The following is a 16,404-nucleotide window of genomic DNA, read 5'->3' as shown; positions in this document are numbered from 1 at the left end:
CCGCGAATGGGGCGGTGCGGCGGGTGACGGGGTCGCGGGGGATCGACGCCGCCTTCGCGCCTGCCGGCGCTCCTACACAAACCGACGCGGGTTGGGAGCCATGCAGGAGCGCCGGCAGGCGCGAACGGGGCGCTCAGGCGGGGGTGCGCGGGCGGGTGGTCTCGCCGCGGATCTCGTGGAGGAGCTCGATCTTGCCGTCTTCGCCCGCGCGCTCGAGGCGCACGGTGAAGCCCCACAGGCGGGCGAGGTGGCGCATGACCTCGTCGGTGCCGTCGCCGAGCGGGCGGCGGCGGAAGGTGGTGTGGCGCAGGGTGAGCGAGCGGTCGCCGCGCAGGTCGACGTTCCACACCTGCACGTTGGGCTCGCGCGCGCCGAGGTTGTACTGGTCGGAGAGGATCTCGCGCAGGTTACGGAAGCCCGCGTCGTCGTGGATCGCGGAGACCTGCAGCTTGTCCTCGTGGTCGTCGTCGAGCACGGCGAACAGGCGGAAGTCGCGCATCACCTTGGGCGACAGGTATTGCGCGATGAAGCTCTCGTCCTTGAAGTTGCGCATTGCGAAGTCGAAGGTCTCCAGCCAGTCGCTGCCGGCGATCTCGGGGAACCAGCGCCGGTCCTCGTCGTCGGGGGCCTCACAGATGCGGCGGAGGTCGCGCCACATCGCGAAGCCGAGCGCGTAGGGGTTGAGGCCGCCGAACCAGCGGCTGTTGTAGGGCGGCTGGGCGACGACGTTGGTGTGCGACTGCAGGAATTCCAGCATGAAGCTGTCGGCCAGCAGGCCTTCGTCGTAGAGGTGGTTGAGCAGGGTGTAGTGCCAGAAGGTGGCCCAGCCTTCGTTCATGACCTGGGTCTGGCGCTGGGGGAAGAAGTACTGCGCGATCTTGCGCACGATGCGCACCACCTCGCGCTGCCAGGGCTCGAGCAGGGGGGCGTTCTTCTCCACGAAGTAGAGCAGGTTCTCCTCGGGTTCGGGCGGGAAGCGCGCCTCGGCGCGGGCGTCGGCGCGCACGTCGTGGGCGGGCAGGGTGCGCCAGAGGTCGTTCACCTGGCTCTGCAGGTATTCCTCGCGCTCCTGCTGGCGCAGCTTCTCCTTGGCGAGCGAGAGCTTGGGCGGACGCTTGTAGCGGTCCACGCCGAGGTTCATCAGCGCATGGCAGGAGTCGAGCAGCAGCTCGACGGCCTCCTCGCCGTGGCGTTCCTCGCACTGGGTGATGTAGTTCCGCGCGAACAGCAGGTAGTCGATGATGGCGTCGGCGTTGGTCCAGGTGCGGAACAGGTAGTTGCCCTTGAAGAAGCTGTTGTGGCCGTAGGCGGCGTGGGCGATCACCAGGCCCTGCATGGTGAGCGTGTTCTCCTCCATCAGGTAGGCGATGCAGGGGTTGGAGTTGATCACGATCTCGTAGGCCAGCCCCATCTGGCCGCGGCGGTAGCCCTTCTCGGTGGCGAGGAAGTGCTTGCCGAAGGACCAGTGGTGGTAATTGACCGGCATGCCCACCGAGGCATAGGCGTCCATCATCTGCTCGGCGGTGATGATCTCGACCTGTACCGGGTAGATGTCGAGCTTGTAGTGCGCGGCGACGCGGGCGATCTCCTCGTTGTAGCGGTCGATGGCCTCGACGGTCCATTCCGAGCCGGAGGGGAGCGGCGCCTTGGCGGCGCGGCCGCGCGTGCGGGGGCGGGTGGTCTTCATGCGAGGGTCTTCTTGAAGAGTTCGCGGAACACCGGGTAGATGTCGGCCGGCGACTCGATGCGCTGCATCGCGAAGTTGTCGTGCGCGGCCTCGAGCTTGGTGTACTCGCGCCACAGGTTCTGCGGATCGCCGGCGGTGATCTCGACGTAGGCGAAGTACTGGCACCAGGGCAGGATCTCCTTGCCGAGCAGGCGCCCGCACACAGGCGAGTCGTTGTCCCAGTTGTCGCCGTCGGAGGCCTGCGCGCCATAGACGTTCCACTGCCCGTTGGCGTAGCGCTCGCGCAGGATGCCGCGCATGAGCTCGAGCGCGCTGGAGACCACGGTGCCGCCGGACTCGCGCGAGTGGAAGAACTCGTCCTCGTCGACCTCCTTGGCCACGGTGTGGTGGCGGATGAAGACGACCTCGATGTGTTCGTAGCTGCGCGTGAGGAAGAGGTAGAGCAGCATGAAGAAGCGCTTGGCCATGGACTTGCGCTCCTCGTCCATCGAGCCGGAGACGTCCATCACGCAGAACATCACCGCCTGGGTGGTGGGGCGGGGCTCCCTGACGCGGTTGTTGTAGCGCAGGTCGAAGCGGTCGATGAAGGGAATGCGGTCGATGCGCGCGCGCAGCGCGGCGAGCTCCTCGCGCAGGCCGCGCACCTCCTCGCTGTCCTCGCCGCCGCGCGCGAGCGCCTCGTCGAGCTCCTGCTGCAGCTCGCGGATGCGCGCGGTCCAGGGCGAGCCGAGCGCGAGCCTGCGTCCGAGTGCGCCGCGCATCGAGCGCACGATGTTGATGTTGGCGGGCACGCCGTCCGAGGTGAAGCCGGCGCGCCGGGTCTTGTAGTCGGTGACCTTGGCGAGCTGGGTGCGGATCAGGCGGGGGAGCTCGAGGTCCTCGAAGAAGAGGTCGAGGAATTCCTCGCGCGAGAGCTGGAAGACGAAGTCGTCCTCGTGCTCGCCGTCCTGGCTCGCCTTGCCCTTGCCGGCGCCGTCGCCACCGCCGCCGAGCGGACGCTTGATGCGGTCTCCGGTGCTGAACTGGTCGTTGCCCGGGAAGACCTGCTCCCACACGCCGCCCTTGCCGTGGTGCAGGGAGGGCTCGGAGAGGTCGCGCGCGGGGATGGAGATCTGCTCGCCATTCTCCAGGTCGCGGATGGAGCGGCCATGGATGGCCTCGGACACCGCCTTGCGGATCTGCTGCTTGAAGCGGCGCATGAAGCGCTGGCGGTTCACCGCGCTCTTGTTCTTGCTGTCGAAGCGCCGATCGATGATGCGGACCATGTCTCCTCCCGGTGTCCGCGCCCGGCCCGTGCCCACGCCGCGAGGGCGTGCGCCGGGCCGGACCGTGACTCGCGAATCAGGACGCCTTGCGCACGCGCAGGTACCACTCGCACAGCAGGCGCACCTGCTTCTCGGTGTAGCCCTTGTCGATCATGCGGTCGACGAAGTCCTGGTGCTTCTTCTGCTCGTCGGCGCTGGCCTTGGCGTTGAAGCTGATCACCGGCAGCAGGTCCTCGGTGTTGGAGAACATCTTCTTCTCGATCACCGCGCGCAGCTTCTCGTACGAGGTCCAGCTCGGGTTGCGGCCCTCGTGCTTGGCGCGCGCGCGCAGCACGAAGTTGACCACCTCGTTGCGGAAGTCCTTCGGGTTGCTGATGCCGGCGGGCTTCTCGATCTTCTCCAGCTCCTCGTTGAGCGCGGCGCGGTCGAGGATCTCGCCGGTGTTCGGGTCGCGGAACTCCTGGTCCTGGATCCAGAAGTCGGCGTAGATCACGTAGCGGTCGAAGATGTTCTGTCCGTACTCGGAGTAGCTCTCGAGGTAGGCGGTCTGGATCTCCTTGCCGATGAACTCGGCGTAGTGCGGCGCGAGGTATTCCTTGATGTAGCCGAGGTAGCGCGCCTCGGCCTCGGCCGGGAACTGCTCGGCCTCGATCTGCTGCTCGAGCACGTACATCAGGTGCACCGGGTTGGCGGCGACCTCGCGGTGGTCGAAGTTGAAGATCTTCGACAAGGCCTTGAAGGCGAAGCGGGTCGACAGCCCGGTCATGCCTTCGTCGACGCCGGCGTAGTCGCGGTACTCCTGGTAGCTCTTGGCCTTGGGGTCGGTGTCCTTGAGGTTCTCGCCGTCATACACCCGCATCTTGGAAAAGATGCTCGAGTTCTCCGGCTCCTTGAGCCGCGACAGCACCGCGAACTGCGCCATCATCTTGAGCGTGTCGGGCGCGCACGGCGCCTCGGACAGCGAGCTATGGGCGAGGAGCTTCTCGTAGATCCGCACCTCGTCGGAGACGCGCAGGCAATAGGGCACCTTGACGGTGTAGATCCGGTCGAGGAAGGCCTCGTTGTTGCGGTTGTTCTTGAAGGCGACCCACTCGGATTCGTTCGAGTGCGCCATCACGATGCCGTCGAAGGGGATCGCGCCGAAGCCCTCGGTGCCCTTGTAGTTGCCCTCCTGGGTGGCGGTGAGCAGCGGGTGCAGCACCTTGATCGGGGCCTTGAACATCTCGACGAACTCGAGCAGGCCGCGGTTGGCCAGGCACAGGCCGCCGGAGTAGCTGTAGGCGTCGGGGTCGTCCTGCGAGTATTGCTCGAGCTTGCGGATGTCGATCTTGCCGACCAGCGAGGAGATGTCCTGGTTGTTCTCGTCGCCCGGCTCGGTCTTGGCGACCGCGGTCTGGCGCAGCACCGAGGGGCTGAGCTTGACCACGCGGAAGCGGGTGATGTCGCCGCCGTACTCGTGCAGGCGCTTGACCGCCCACGGGCTCATGATGCCGCCGAGGTAGCGGCGCGGGATGCCGAAGTCGTCCTCGAGGATGTGCGCGTCCTCGGCGGCGTTGAAGAGGCCGAGCGGGGATTCGTTCACCGGCGAGCCCTTGATCGCGTAGAAGGGCACGCGCTCGATCAGGCTCTTGAGCTTCTCGGCGAGCGAGGACTTGCCTCCGCCCACCGGGCCGAGCAGGTAGAGGATCTGCTTCTTCTCCTCGAGGCCCTGGGCGGCGTGGCGGAAGTAGGCCACGATGTTCTCGATGACCTCTTCCATGCCGTAGAAGTCGCGGAAGGCGGGGTAGAGCTTGAGGATCTTGTTGGAGAAGATCCGCGACAGGCGCGGGTCGAGCCGGGTGTCGACCAGTTCCGGTTCGCCGATGGCCGCAAGCATGCGCTCGGCGGCGGTGGCGTAGGCCATGCGGTCGGCGCGGCAGAGCTCGAGATAGTCCTGCAGGGACATCTCTTCCTCGCGGGCCGCTTCGAAGCGTGCCTGGTAGGCGTTGAATATGGACATGGTCGTCTCCTCGTCGGGCGCGATGCGGCGCGAAAGGGGCTGCCGCAAGGTGAAGCAGGATTGCGTCGTCCGCCTGCTCGGCGGTGCCCGGCTCGCCGCGACGGGGTACCGGGTCTGTACATGAGAACCCCATGATGGGTGGGAGTTCCACCCCCTGCGGCGGTTTTTTCGTGAGCGGACGTGGACTGCGTCACGCCCCGCTTCGGGGCGTTTCCCGGGCACGGAACAAGCGTGAGGCCTGTGCTAGAATGTCCGACTCAGTTCAATGTGTTCACGCTGGCAAAGTGCGCCTCCGGTCTCCGCGAGTGCGACGCGAAGGCCCGGCGGGAGCGTTTTTCAGACTTCTCAGGATCGACTCAATGGAGCAGAACCAGGTAACCCCGAGCGCGCTCGAGCGCCGTATCGACATCTCCGTTTCGCTCGCGGACATCGAGAAAGAGGTGGATGCCCGCCTCAAGCGCATGGCGCGGACGGTGAAGATGCCGGGGTTCCGCCCGGGCAAGGTGCCGATGAAGATCGTCGCCCAGACCCACGGCGGCCAGGCCCGCGGCGAAGCCGTCGGTGCGGCGGTCGAGAAGGCCTTCGGCGAGAAGGTGCGCGCCGACAGCCTGCGCGTCGCCGGCTACCCGAGCATCGAGCCGAAGGACGGCGCTGCCGAGGGCACGCTGGAGTTCACCGCGGTGTTCGAGGTGTACCCCGACGTGGTCCTGGGCGAGTTCGCCGGTCGCAAGATCGACCGCCCGGTGCTGAACGTGGGTGACGCCGAGGTCGATAAGACCATCGAGGTGCTGCGCAAGCAGCGCACCAGCTTCAAGGCGGTCGAGCGCGCCGCCGCCGCTGGCGACCGTGTCGTGATCGACTTTACCGGCCGCATGGATGGCGAGGTGTTCGACGGTGGCCAGGCCCAGGACTTCCCCTTCGTGGTCGGCGCCGGCTCCATGCTCAAGGACTTCGAGGATGCCGTGGTCGGCCTCGCGGCGGGCGAGGGCAAGACCTTCGACATGACCTTCCCCGAGGACTACCATGCCGCCAACCTGGCCGGCAAGCAGGTCCAGTTCGAGGTCACCCTCAAGGCGGTCGAGGAGCCGGTGCTGCCCGAGGTGGACGCCGACTTCGCGCGCTCGCTGGGCGTGGCCGACGGCGACGTCGCCAAGCTGCGCGAGGAGGTCAAGGGCAACCTGGAGCGCGAGGTCAAGCGCCGCATCCAGTCCCGTCTCAAGGAGCAGGTCATGGACGCGCTGATCGAGGTCGCCCCGATCGAGGTGCCCAAGGCGCTGGTGCAGGCCGAGTCCAGTCAGCTCGCCGACAACGCCCGCCGCGACCTCGAGATGCGCGGCCTCAAGACCAAGGATATCCCGGTCGATCCGTCGTGGTTCAAGGACCAGGCCGAGCGCCGCGTCAAGCTGGGCCTGATCATGGCCGAGCTGGTCAAGGCCAGCGAGCTGCACGCCAAGCCGGAGCAGATCCGCGCGCTGGTCGAGGAGATGGCGCAAAGTTACGAGGATCCCTCGGAACTCGTGCGCTGGTATTACGCTCAACCGGAGCGTCTGGCGCAGGCCGAGGCGGTGGTCATCGAAGACAACGTCGTCGAGTGGGTCTGCGCGAAGGCCGACACTTCCGACAAGGAAGTGGCGTTCGACGAACTGATGGGCAACGCGGCCTGAGGTCGCAGAGGGTCTGACGAATGATGCAAGGAACACCCCAGCACAGCAGCGACTGGAACCCGGTCGGTCTCGGCCTGGTCCCGATGGTGGTCGAACAGAGCGGTCGCGGCGAGCGCGCCTACGACATCTATTCGCGTCTCCTGAAGGAGCGGGTGGTGTTCCTCGTCGGCCCGGTCAACGACGTCACCGCCAACCTGATCGTCGCCCAGTTGCTGTTCCTCGAGTCCGAGAATCCGGACAAGGACATCTACTTCTACATCAACTCGCCCGGCGGCTCGGTGACCGCCGGCATGGCGATCTACGACACCATGCAGTTCATCAAGCCGAACGTCAGCACGCTGTGCATCGGCCAGGCGGCGAGCATGGGCGCCTTCCTGCTGGCGGCGGGCGAGAAGGGCAAGCGCTTCATCCTGCCCAACTCGCGCGTCATGATCCACCAGCCGCTCGGCGGCTTCCAGGGCCAGGCCTCGGACATCGAGATCCACGCCCGCGAGATCCTCTACCTGCGCTCGCGCCTCAACGACATGCTGTCCAGGCACACCGGACAGCCGCTCGAGCGCATCGAGAAGGACACCGATCGCGACAACTTCATGTCGGCGACGGCTGCCGTCGAGTACGGGCTGGTCGACAAGGTGCTCACCAGCCGCGACGACACCTGATTTCTGGAGAACCCCCACATGACGGACAAGAAGGCTGGCGGCGAGAAGCTGCTGTACTGCTCCTTCTGCGGCAAGAGCCAGCACGAGGTGCGCAAGCTGATCGCCGGCCCTTCGGTCTTCATCTGCGACGAGTGCATCGAGCTGTGCAACGACATCATCCGCGACGAAGTGGTCGGCGCGGACGATGGCCAGGGGATCAAGGGCACGCTGCCCACCCCGCACGAGATCTGCTCCATCCTCGACCAGTACGTGATCGGGCAGGCCCTCGCCAAGCGCAGCCTCGCCGTCGCGGTCTATAACCACTACAAGCGCCTGCGCCACATCGAGGCGCGCCAGGACGACGTCGAGCTCGCCAAGAGCAACATCCTGCTGATCGGCCCCACCGGCTCGGGCAAGACGCTGCTCGCGCAGACGCTCGCGCGCCTTCTCGACGTGCCCTTCGTGATGGCCGACGCCACCACGCTGACCGAGGCCGGCTACGTCGGCGAGGACGTCGAGAACATCGTGCAGAAGCTGCTGCAGAAGTGCGACTACGACGTCGACAAGGCGCAGCAGGGCATCATCTACATCGACGAGATCGACAAGATCTCGCGCAAGGCCGACAACCCCTCGATCACCCGCGACGTGTCGGGCGAGGGCGTGCAGCAGGCGCTGTTGAAGCTCGTCGAGGGCACGGTCGCGTCGATTCCGCCGCAGGGCGGGCGCAAGCACCCGAACCAGGACTTTATCCAGGTCGACACCACCAACGTGCTGTTCATCTGCGGTGGCGCCTTCGACGGCCTGGAGAAGGTCATCCGCAACCGCACCGAGAAGGTCGGTATCGGCTTCGGTGCCGAGGTCAAGAGCAAGGAAGGCAAGAACCTCACCGACACCTTCCGCAGCGTCGAGCCGGAAGACCTGATCAAGTTCGGCCTCATCCCCGAGCTGATCGGCCGCCTGCCGGTGGTCGCCACGCTGCAGGAACTCGACGAGGCGGCGCTGATCCAGATCCTCATCGAGCCCAAGAACGCGCTGGTCAAGCAGTACCAGAAACTGTTCTCGATGGAAGGCGTCGAACTCGAGATCCGCCCCAACGCTCTGCACGCCGTGGCGCGCAAGGCGATCAAGCGCAAGACCGGTGCGCGCGGCCTGCGTTCCATCCTCGAGGTGGCGTTGCTCGACATCATGTACGACCTGCCGACGCTCGATAACGTCTCCAAGGTCGTGGTGGACGAATCGACCATCGAAGACGGCGGCAAGCCCCTGCTGATCTACGCCGAGCAGCAGAAGGTATCGGGCGCCAACTGAGCGCGCGACACCGTCGCCCGATCGGGCGAGGCCGGCTCCAGCCGGCCGCTTGAATTTCCGGGTCACGCCCTCACATGGGTGTGACCTTTTGCTTGAGGAAACCTAGAAAATGTCGGGTCCCGCTGCCCTCCCCAACGAAGCGATGGAACTTCCGCTGTTGCCCCTGCGCGACGTGGTGGTCTTCCCGCATATGGTGATCCCCCTCTTCGTCGGTCGCCCGAAGAGCATCAAGGCGCTCGAGAGCGCCATGGAAGACGGCAAGAGCATCCTGCTGGTGGCGCAGAAGTCCGCCGCCAAGGACGAGCCCGCGGTCGAGGATCTCTACGACATCGGCTGCATCGCCAACATCCTGCAGATGCTCAAGCTGCCCGACGGCACGATCAAGGTGCTGGTCGAGGGCGTGCAGCGCGCGCGCATCGAGCGCGTCGAGGACATGCGCAGCCTGTTCGTCGCCAGCGTGCGCCCGGTGCCGGTCGCCGAGGCGCCGACCCACGAGCTGGAGGCCATGCGGCGCGCGATCATCGCCCAGTTCGACCAGTACGTGAAGTTGAACAAGAAGATCCCGCCCGAGATCCTCGGCTCGCTCGCGGGCATCGAGGAGGCCGGGCGCCTGGCGGACACCATCGCCGCCCACCTGCCGCTCAAGCTCGAGCAGAAGCAGGAGGTGCTCGAGATGTTCGAGACCGGAGCGCGCCTCGAGAAGCTGCTCGGCCAGCTCGAGGGCGAGCTCGACATCCTGCAGGTCGAGAAGCGCATCCGCGGCCGCGTCAAGCGCCAGATGGAGAAAAGCCAGCGCGAGTACTACCTCAACGAGCAGGTCAAGGCCATCCAGAAGGAGCTCGGCGAGGGCGAGGAGGGCGCCGACCTCGAGGAGATGGACAAGAAGATCAAGTCCGCCGGCATGCCCAAGGAGGCGCTGGTGAAGGCCGAGGCGGAGTTCAAGAAGCTGCGCCTGATGTCGCCCATGTCCGCCGAAGCCACCGTGGTGCGTAACTACATCGACACCCTGATCGGCCTGCCCTGGAAGAAGAAGTCGCGTGTCGGCAAGGACCTCGGCGAGGCCGAGAAGGTGCTCGACAAGGACCACTACGGCCTCGAGCGCGTGAAGGAACGCATCCTCGAGTATCTTGCCGTGCAGCAGCGCGTGGACAAGGTCAAGGCGCCGATCCTGTGCCTGGTCGGCCCCCCGGGCGTGGGCAAGACCTCGCTCGGCCAGTCGATCGCCAAGGCCACCAACCGCAAGTTCATCCGCATGGCGCTGGGTGGCGTGCGCGACGAGGCCGAGATCCGTGGCCACCGCCGTACCTACATCGGCTCGATGCCGGGCAAGATCCTGCAGAACATGACCAAGGTCGGGGTCAAGAACCCGCTCTTCCTGCTCGACGAGGTGGACAAGCTCGGCATGGACTTCCGCGGCGACCCGTCCTCGGCGCTGCTCGAGGTGCTCGACCCGGAGCAGAACCACACCTTCCAGGACCACTACGTCGAGGTCGACTTCGACCTGTCCGACGTGATGTTCGTGGCCACCGCCAACACGCTCAACATTCCGCCGGCGCTGCTCGACCGCATGGAGGTGATCCGCCTGTCGGGTTACACCGAGGACGAGAAGATCAACATCGCCCAGCGCTACCTGCTGCCCAAGCAGATGAAGAACAACGGGCTCAAGCCCGAGGAACTCTCGGTGACCGAGGAAGCGGTGCGTGACATCGTGCGCTACTACACCCGCGAGGCCGGCGTGCGCAGCCTGGAGCGCGAGATCTCCAAGGTCTGCCGCAAGGTGGTCAAGCAGCTGGTGCTCAAGAGCCGCAACAGCAAGATCGTCGTCAACGCCAAGAACCTCGACAAGTTTCTGGGCGTGCGCAAGTACAGCTTCGGCATGGCCGAGAAGGAAAACCAGGTCGGCCAGGTCACCGGCCTCGCATGGACCGAGGTGGGTGGCGAGCTGCTGACCATCGAGGCGGTGCAGCTGCCCGGCAAGGGCAAGGTGGTCACCACCGGCAAGCTTGGCGAGGTCATGCAGGAATCCATCCAGGCCGCGCTCTCGGTGGTGCGCCGGCGCGCTCGCTCGCTCGGCATCGACCCGGACTTCTACCAGAAGAGCGACCTGCACATCCACCTGCCGGAAGGCGCGATCCCCAAGGACGGCCCGTCGGCGGGTATCGCGATCTCGACCGCGCTGGTGTCGATGCTCACGGGCATCCCGGTGCGCTGCGATGTCGCGATGACCGGCGAGATCACCCTGCGCGGCGAGGTGCTGGCGATCGGCGGCCTCAAGGAGAAGCTGCTCGCCGCGGTGCGCGGCGGCATCCGCACCGCCTTGATTCCCGAGGAGAACGTCAAGGATCTCGCCGAGATCCCGGACAACATCAAGAACGCGATCGAGATCGTGCCGGTGAAGTGGATCGACCGCGTGCTCGAGCTCGCCCTCGAGCGCAAGCCCGAGCCCTTGCCCGAGGAGCCTGCCCCGACGGCGCCCGCCACGCCGGCGGCCGAAGGCGCGGAAGGCGACCAGGCGAACCTTCGCCCGCATTGATCCTGACCGGCCCGCGGGCCGGTGCCGGATGCAAAAAAAAAGCCGTGGTGCCTCGAAAGGCCCCGCGGCTTTCTTATTTCATGACGCTCCTGCGCTTCCCCGACTGCCGCCGGCGTCCGTCGCGCGGGTGCGGGCTCAGGCGCCCGCCACGGCGTCCTCCACCTGCAGCCCCCAGGCACGCGCCACGAGCTCCATCGAGCGCAACCTCGCGCCGTGGTCGAAGATCTGCGCGGTGAGGATCAGCTCGTTCGCGCCGGTGCGCTCGACCAGCGTCTCCAGCTGCCGGCGCACGGTGTCGGGCGCGCCGACCGCCGAGCAGGCGAGCGACTGGTCGGCGAAGGCGAGCTCGGCTGGCGACCACTCCGTCTCGGCGAAGGCCTCCGGTGGCTGCAGCTGCCCGCGTACCCCACGTGCCATCGCCGCGAAGCGCAGCCGCAGCGAACGCAGCAGGTGCTCCGCTTCGGCGTCGGTGTCGGCGGCGATCGCGTTGGCGGCGACCGCGAACCAGGGCTGGTCGAGCTGGGCGGACGGGCGGAAGTTGCTGCGATAGAGCGCGACCGCCTCGAACACGAAGCGCGGTGCGAAGTGCGAGGCAAAGGCGAAGGGCAGGCCGAGATGGGCGGCAAGCTCCGCGCCGTAGAGGCTCGAGCCGAGCAGCCAAAGCGGCACCTGCAGGCCTTCGCCGGGCACCGCGCGCACGGCCTGGCCGGGACTGGCGGGCTGGAAGTAGGACTGCAGCTCGAGCACGTCCTGCGGGAAGTGGTCGTCGCTGCCGGCAAGATTGCGCCGCAGCGCGCGCGCGGTCGTCTGGTCGGTGCCCGGCGCACGCCCGAGACCGAGATCGATCCGCCCGGGAAACAGCGACTCCAGGGTGCCGAACTGTTCCGCGATGACCAGGGGCGCATGGTTTGGCAGCATGATGCCGCCGGCACCGACGCGGATGCGGCGAGTGGCGCCGGCGATGTGCCCGATCACCACCGCGGTCGCGGCGCTGGCGATGCCGGTCATGTTGTGGTGCTCGGCGAGCCAGTAGCGGGTGTAGCCGCAGCGGTCGGCGAGCTGGGCGAGTTCGCGCGTGTTGCGCAGCGCATCGGCCGGCGTGCTGCCGGCAGTGACCGGTGCGAGATCGAGCACCGAGAGCGGGACGGAGGAGGGCATGGGAGCATCGCCTGGAGCAAGGCCCGTCATTACGCCACAGACCTGCGGTGCGTGCCAGCCTGGGCGCGCGCGCCAGCGGCCCAGCGCGGCGTGATACGCTTGCTGCAAAGACGGTGCAGGTGCCTGGTGGGGGGCGAGCTGCCCGTAACGGGCGCCCATCGCGGAATGCGGTCATTGAGGCGAGGGGCTTTTTTTGCCACCATTCGCCCCCTGCGCAATGGCCGGTCGATCCGTGGCCTTGTCCGAGACCCTTGCTTCACGGGCGCGAAGAAGCCAAAAACAAACCAATCGAGGAGTTCTGGATGAAAAAATACGCCCTTCTGTGCGCGCTGCTCGCCCTTCACGCCGGCGCCAGCTTCGCCAAGGACTGGAAAGAGATCCGCATGGCCTCCGAAGGGGCCTACCCCCCGTTCAACCTCACCACCGCCGACGGCAGCATGGCGGGCTTCGACATCGACATCGGCAACGCCCTGTGCGAAGAGATGAAGGCGAAGTGCTCCTGGGTGAAGCAGGAATGGGACGGCATGATCCCGGCGCTGGTCTCGCGCAAGTTCGACGCGATCATCGCCTCGATGTCGATCACGGACGAGCGCAAGACCAAGGTCGATTTCACCGACAAATACTATGCCTCGCCGCTCGCCCTGGTCGCGAAGAAGGGCTCCGAGCTGCGCCCCGAACTCGAGCTGCTCAAGGGCAAAAAGGTCGGCGTGCAGCGCGGCACCGTTTCGGACAACTTCGCCACCAAATACTGGGATGGCAAGGGCCTGCAGATCGTGCGCTACGCCAAGCAGGACGAGGCCTACCTCGACCTGCGCGCGGGTCGCCTGGACGCCGCCTTCGTCGACTATCTCGAGGCCTACGGCGGTTTCCTGACCAAGCCCGAGGGCGAGGGCTACGACGTGGCCGGCGATCGCCTGTTCGGGCGTAACGCCGAGGAGAAGGCGGTGATCGGCGAGGGCATCGGCATCGCGGTGCGCAAGCGTGACAAGGACCTCACCGAGAAGCTCAACCAGGCGCTCGCGGCGATCCGTGCGAACGGCAAGTACGAGGCCATCCAGAAGAAGTACTTCCCGATGGACATCTACGGCAACTGAGCGTCGTGACGGGCGGCGCTCACGTTCGCGCGGTCCGCGCCAGTCCCCTGCCGGGCGCGCGTCCCCCTGGGCGGGGGCGTGCGCGTTCACCTTTCCGAGTCGGTGCGCCATGGATGCCCTGATCGAATACTCTCCCAGCCTGCTCGCCGGCGCCTGGGTCACGCTCAAGGTGGCATTGATGTCGGTGCTGCTGGCGCTCGTGACCGGCCTGATCGGGGCGGCCTGCAAGCTGTCGGGCTTCCTGCCGCTGCGGCTGTGGACCATGCTGTACACCACGGTGATGCGGGGCGTGCCCGACCTGGTGATGATGCTGCTGGTGTTCTACGGCGGGCAGGTGCTGCTCAACGTGGTGATCGATCATTTCCACTGGGACTTTATCGAGATCGACCCCTTCGTGGCCGGCGTGCTGACGATCGGGCTGATCTTCGGTGCGTATTTCACCGAGACCTTCCGCGGCGCCTTCCTTGCCGTGTCGGCGGGCCAGCTCGAGGCCGGGCGCGCCTATGGCATGAGCGGCTGGCAGGTCTTCCGTCGCATCCTCTTCCCGCAGATGCTGCGCTTCGCCTTGCCGGGCATCGGCAACAACTGGCTGGTGCTGCTCAAGAGCACCGCGATCGTGTCCATGATCGGCCTCTCCGACATGACGCGGGTCGCCGACCAGGCCGGGCGCTCGACGCACCAGCCCTTCACCTTCTATCTCGCGGTCTGCGTGCTCTACCTGCTGATGACCGCGCTGTCGAGCTACGGCCTCGGCGTGCTCATGCGGCGCTACAGCGCCGGTGTGCGCGAGACCCAGGTCTGAGGGGCGCACATGGAACTCTTCGACCTCAGCGTCATCACCGGCAGCCTGCCCGAGTTCTGGCGCGGCCTGTGGATGACCCTCCAGCTGACCGGCTTCGCGCTGCTGTTCGGCTTCTTCGCGGCGATCCCGCTCGCGGTCCTGCGCCTGTCGCCGAACCGCCTCGTGTCGACCCCGGTCGCCGCCTACACCTACTTCTTCCGCGGCACGCCGATGCTGGTGCAGCTGCTGCTGGTGTACTACGGCGCCTCGCAGTGGGAATGGATGCGCGCGGCCTGGGAGGCCGGGCACCCGCTGTGGACGCTGTTCCGCGAGCCCTACTTCTGCGCGCTCTTCGCCTTCGGCCTCAACACCTGCGCCTACACCGTGGAGATCCTCGCCGGCAGCATGCGCAACACCCCGCATGGCGAGCTCGAGGCCGCCAAGGCGATGGGCATGACGCGGCTGAAGGCGCTGCAGCGCATCGTGATCCCGTCGGCGCTGCGGCGCATGATCCCCACCTACAGCAACGAGGTGATCCTGATGCTGCAGGGCTCGGCGATCGCCAGCGCGGTGACCCTGGTCGACCTGACGGGGGCGGCGCGCAACGTCTATTCGCGCCACTTCGCGCCCTTCGAGGCCTTCGTCTTCGTCGGCCTGATCTACCTCATGCTGACCTTCGTGCTGGTGGGCCTGTTCAAGCTCGCCGAGCAGCGCTGGCTGGCCCACCTGGCACCGCGCAAGGCGGGGGCGGGCAGGTCGTCCTGATCAACCCCGCCGCGAGGACTGCGCTCCGGGCACCGCCGACCTGCGGCGGCGCGCTGCAGCATCCCGCGGCGACATGGCGGGCGCCTCGCGGGCGCCCACGCAAGAGAACAACATGAACCACAAGGCCAGCGTCGAACAGGTCCGCGTCGAAGACCTGCACAAATCCTACGGCGACCACGAGGTGCTCAAGGGCGTCTCGCTGACCGCGAACTCGGGCGACGTGATCAGCATCATCGGCTCGTCCGGCTCGGGCAAGAGCACCTGGCTGCGCTGCATCAACTTCCTCGAATGCCCGACCGCAGGCCGCATCCTGGTGGCGGGCAAGGAGGTGGCGCTGGTGCGCAACCGCAAGGGCGAGCTGGTGGTCAAGGACGCGCACCAGCTGCAGCAGATCCGCACGCGCCTGTCGATGGTGTTCCAGCACTTCAACCTGTGGAGCCACATGACGGTGCTCGAGAACGTCGTCGAGGCGCCGGTGCATGTGCTCGGGCTGTCGAAGGCCGAGGCGCGCGAGCGCGCCGAGCGCTACCTCGAGCGCGTGGGGGTGTGGAAGTTCCGCGACGCCTACCCGGCGCACATGTCGGGCGGCCAGCAGCAGCGCGTGGCGATCGCGCGCGCGCTGGCGATGGAGCCGGCGGTGCTGCTGTTCGACGAGCCCACCTCGGCGCTCGACCCCGAGCTCGTCGGCGAGGTGCTCAAGGTGATGCGCTCGCTCGCCGAGGAGGGCCGCACCATGATGGTGGTGACGCACGAGATGGGCTTCGCGCGCGAGGTGTCGAACCACGTGATCTTCGTGCACCAGGGGCGCGTCGAGGAGGAGGGCGATCCGAGGGAGGTGCTCGTGCGCCCGCGCAGCGAGCGCCTGCAGCAGTTCCTCTCGGGCAACCTGAAGTGATCGGTCCGTCGCGCCCGCTTCAGCGGTAGTGGCGGTGCATGCGCATCAGCGTGCTCTTGCCGAACAGGCTCTCGACCAGGTCGACCGCGAGCTCGGCGGTCATGTTGCAGTGGTCGAGCGCCGGGTTGAGCTCGACGATGTCCAGCGAGGCGAGCCGCCCGGTGTCGGCGATCATCTCCATGCACAGCTCGGCCTCGCGGTAGGTCGGCCCGCCGCGCACCGTGGTGCCGACGCCCGGCGCGATCGTCGGGTCGAGGAAGTCCACGTCCAGGCTGACGTGCAGGTGGGTGTTCGCGTCCACGCCGGCGAGCGCCTGCTCCATGGTCGCGCGCATGCCGATCTCGTCGATGTAGCGCATGTCGAAGACCTCGACGCGCAGCTCGTGCAGGAAGCGCTTCTCGCCCTCGTCCACGCTGCGGATGCCGATCTGGCGGATCTGGTCCGGGGTGATCGCCGGCACATGCCCGCCGATGCCGGTCAGCACCTCGGGGCCATGGCCGCACAGGCAGGCCACCGGCATGCCGTGGATGTTGCCCGAGGGCGTCATCGTGGCGGTGTTGAGGTCGGCGTGGGCGTCGAACCACAGCACGCGCAGCCTGCGCCCGGTCTCGCGGCAG

Annotated in this window: 14 protein-coding genes; 9 read left to right on the top strand and 5 right to left on the bottom strand. The window is 67.0% G+C overall.

Features of this window, described 5'->3' with window-relative positions:
- Positions 1 to 133 precede the first annotated feature (133 nt).
- The 3 genes from C667_RS11990 to C667_RS11980 all read right to left on the bottom strand — a co-directional run bounded on the left by C667_RS11990 (position 134) and on the right by C667_RS11980 (position 4,951).
- Positions 134 to 1,687: a SpoVR family protein gene (locus tag C667_RS11990; RefSeq protein WP_004364109.1), complete on the bottom strand. Its 1,554-nt coding sequence runs from the start codon at positions 1,685 to 1,687 to the stop codon at positions 134 to 136.
- Positions 1,684 to 2,952 (bottom strand): YeaH/YhbH family protein, encoded by a 1,269-nt coding sequence (locus C667_RS11985; protein WP_004364107.1) that lies wholly within the window; start codon positions 2,950 to 2,952, stop codon positions 1,684 to 1,686. The genes C667_RS11990 and C667_RS11985 overlap by 4 nt, the downstream gene beginning before the upstream one ends.
- 76 nt (positions 2,953 to 3,028) lie before the next feature.
- Entirely contained in the window at positions 3,029 to 4,951 is a 1,923-nt protein-coding gene (locus tag C667_RS11980; protein ID WP_004364105.1) for a PrkA family serine protein kinase, read from the bottom strand.
- Here C667_RS11980 and C667_RS26675 point away from each other — a divergent pair.
- The 5 genes from C667_RS26675 to lon all read left to right on the top strand — a co-directional run bounded on the left by C667_RS26675 (position 4,944) and on the right by lon (position 11,094).
- The gene (locus C667_RS26675; protein WP_281054845.1) at positions 4,944 to 5,075 is read left to right on the top strand and encodes a hypothetical protein; all 132 of its coding nucleotides are present in this window, start codon (positions 4,944 to 4,946) and stop codon (positions 5,073 to 5,075) included. The genes C667_RS11980 and C667_RS26675 overlap by 8 nt on opposite strands.
- 235 nt (positions 5,076 to 5,310) lie before the next feature.
- Complete coding sequence (tig, locus tag C667_RS11975) at positions 5,311 to 6,615, top strand: trigger factor (RefSeq protein ID WP_004364103.1); 1,305 nt, start codon at positions 5,311 to 5,313, stop codon at positions 6,613 to 6,615.
- Between the two features lie 20 nt (positions 6,616 to 6,635).
- The gene (gene clpP, locus C667_RS11970) at positions 6,636 to 7,274 is read left to right on the top strand and encodes an ATP-dependent Clp endopeptidase proteolytic subunit ClpP (protein WP_004364101.1); all 639 of its coding nucleotides are present in this window, start codon (positions 6,636 to 6,638) and stop codon (positions 7,272 to 7,274) included.
- An 18-nt stretch (positions 7,275 to 7,292) separates the two neighbouring features.
- Complete coding sequence (gene clpX, locus C667_RS11965) at positions 7,293 to 8,561, top strand: ATP-dependent Clp protease ATP-binding subunit ClpX (protein ID WP_004364100.1); 1,269 nt, start codon at positions 7,293 to 7,295, stop codon at positions 8,559 to 8,561.
- A 109-nt stretch (positions 8,562 to 8,670) separates the two neighbouring features.
- Positions 8,671 to 11,094 (top strand): endopeptidase La, encoded by a 2,424-nt coding sequence (gene lon, locus C667_RS11960; protein WP_004364098.1) that lies wholly within the window; start codon positions 8,671 to 8,673, stop codon positions 11,092 to 11,094.
- Positions 11,095 to 11,229: 135 nt separating this feature from the next.
- Here lon and C667_RS11955 read toward each other — a convergent pair whose 3' ends face one another.
- Positions 11,230 to 12,252, bottom strand: coding sequence for an LLM class flavin-dependent oxidoreductase (locus C667_RS11955; RefSeq protein WP_004364096.1), 1,023 nt, complete (start codon positions 12,250 to 12,252; stop codon positions 11,230 to 11,232).
- 302 nt (positions 12,253 to 12,554) lie between these two features.
- On the opposite strand from C667_RS11955, the gene aotJ reads away from it, so the two are divergent.
- The 4 genes from aotJ to C667_RS11935 all read left to right on the top strand — a co-directional run bounded on the left by aotJ (position 12,555) and on the right by C667_RS11935 (position 15,787).
- Positions 12,555 to 13,346 carry an L-arginine-binding protein AotJ gene (gene aotJ, locus C667_RS11950; RefSeq protein WP_004364094.1) on the top strand — a complete coding sequence of 264 codons (792 nt, stop codon included), beginning with the start codon at positions 12,555 to 12,557 and terminating at the stop codon, positions 13,344 to 13,346.
- A 109-nt stretch (positions 13,347 to 13,455) separates the two neighbouring features.
- Positions 13,456 to 14,148 (top strand): ABC transporter permease, encoded by a 693-nt coding sequence (locus C667_RS11945; RefSeq protein ID WP_004364092.1) that lies wholly within the window; start codon positions 13,456 to 13,458, stop codon positions 14,146 to 14,148.
- A gap of 9 nt (positions 14,149 to 14,157) precedes the next feature.
- On the top strand, positions 14,158 to 14,892 hold the full coding sequence (locus C667_RS11940; protein ID WP_004364090.1) for an ABC transporter permease: 735 nt from the start codon (positions 14,158 to 14,160) through the stop codon (positions 14,890 to 14,892).
- A gap of 112 nt (positions 14,893 to 15,004) precedes the next feature.
- A complete protein-coding gene (locus tag C667_RS11935; protein ID WP_004364088.1) occupies positions 15,005 to 15,787 on the top strand; it encodes an ABC transporter ATP-binding protein in 783 nt (260 codons plus the stop codon).
- Between the two features lie 19 nt (positions 15,788 to 15,806).
- Here the strand turns inward: C667_RS11935 and C667_RS11930 are convergent.
- Positions 15,807 to 16,404, bottom strand: a 598-nt coding sequence (locus tag C667_RS11930) for an arginase (RefSeq protein ID WP_004364087.1), incomplete at its 5' end; no start/stop codon positions are given.

This window comes from Thauera phenylacetica B4P (assembly GCF_000310225.1).
Classification (GTDB): domain Bacteria; phylum Pseudomonadota; class Gammaproteobacteria; order Burkholderiales; family Rhodocyclaceae; genus Thauera; species Thauera phenylacetica.
The sequence above is the reverse complement of the archived record's forward strand: the minus strand, read 5'-3'. Positions and strand labels throughout refer to the sequence as shown.

Excerpts from the sequence above, each read along its gene's own strand:
- C667_RS11990 (WP_004364109.1), bottom strand. The coding sequence starts at position 1,687 with ATGAAGACCACCCGCCCCCGCACGCGCGGCCGCGCCGCCAAGGCGCCG.
- C667_RS11985 (WP_004364107.1), bottom strand. The coding sequence starts at position 2,952 with ATGGTCCGCATCATCGATCGGCGCTTCGACAGCAAGAACAAGAGCGCG.
- C667_RS26675 (WP_281054845.1), top strand. The coding sequence starts at position 4,944 with ATGGACATGGTCGTCTCCTCGTCGGGCGCGATGCGGCGCGAAAGGGGC.
- C667_RS11980 (WP_004364105.1), bottom strand. The coding sequence starts at position 4,951 with ATGTCCATATTCAACGCCTACCAGGCACGCTTCGAAGCGGCCCGCGAG.
- tig (WP_004364103.1), top strand. The coding sequence starts at position 5,311 with ATGGAGCAGAACCAGGTAACCCCGAGCGCGCTCGAGCGCCGTATCGAC.
- clpP (WP_004364101.1), top strand. The coding sequence starts at position 6,636 with ATGATGCAAGGAACACCCCAGCACAGCAGCGACTGGAACCCGGTCGGT.
- clpX (WP_004364100.1), top strand. The coding sequence starts at position 7,293 with ATGACGGACAAGAAGGCTGGCGGCGAGAAGCTGCTGTACTGCTCCTTC.
- lon (WP_004364098.1), top strand. The coding sequence starts at position 8,671 with ATGTCGGGTCCCGCTGCCCTCCCCAACGAAGCGATGGAACTTCCGCTG.
- C667_RS11955 (WP_004364096.1), bottom strand. The coding sequence starts at position 12,252 with ATGCCCTCCTCCGTCCCGCTCTCGGTGCTCGATCTCGCACCGGTCACT.
- aotJ (WP_004364094.1), top strand. The coding sequence starts at position 12,555 with ATGAAAAAATACGCCCTTCTGTGCGCGCTGCTCGCCCTTCACGCCGGC.
- C667_RS11945 (WP_004364092.1), top strand. The coding sequence starts at position 13,456 with ATGGATGCCCTGATCGAATACTCTCCCAGCCTGCTCGCCGGCGCCTGG.
- C667_RS11940 (WP_004364090.1), top strand. The coding sequence starts at position 14,158 with ATGGAACTCTTCGACCTCAGCGTCATCACCGGCAGCCTGCCCGAGTTC.
- C667_RS11935 (WP_004364088.1), top strand. The coding sequence starts at position 15,005 with ATGAACCACAAGGCCAGCGTCGAACAGGTCCGCGTCGAAGACCTGCAC.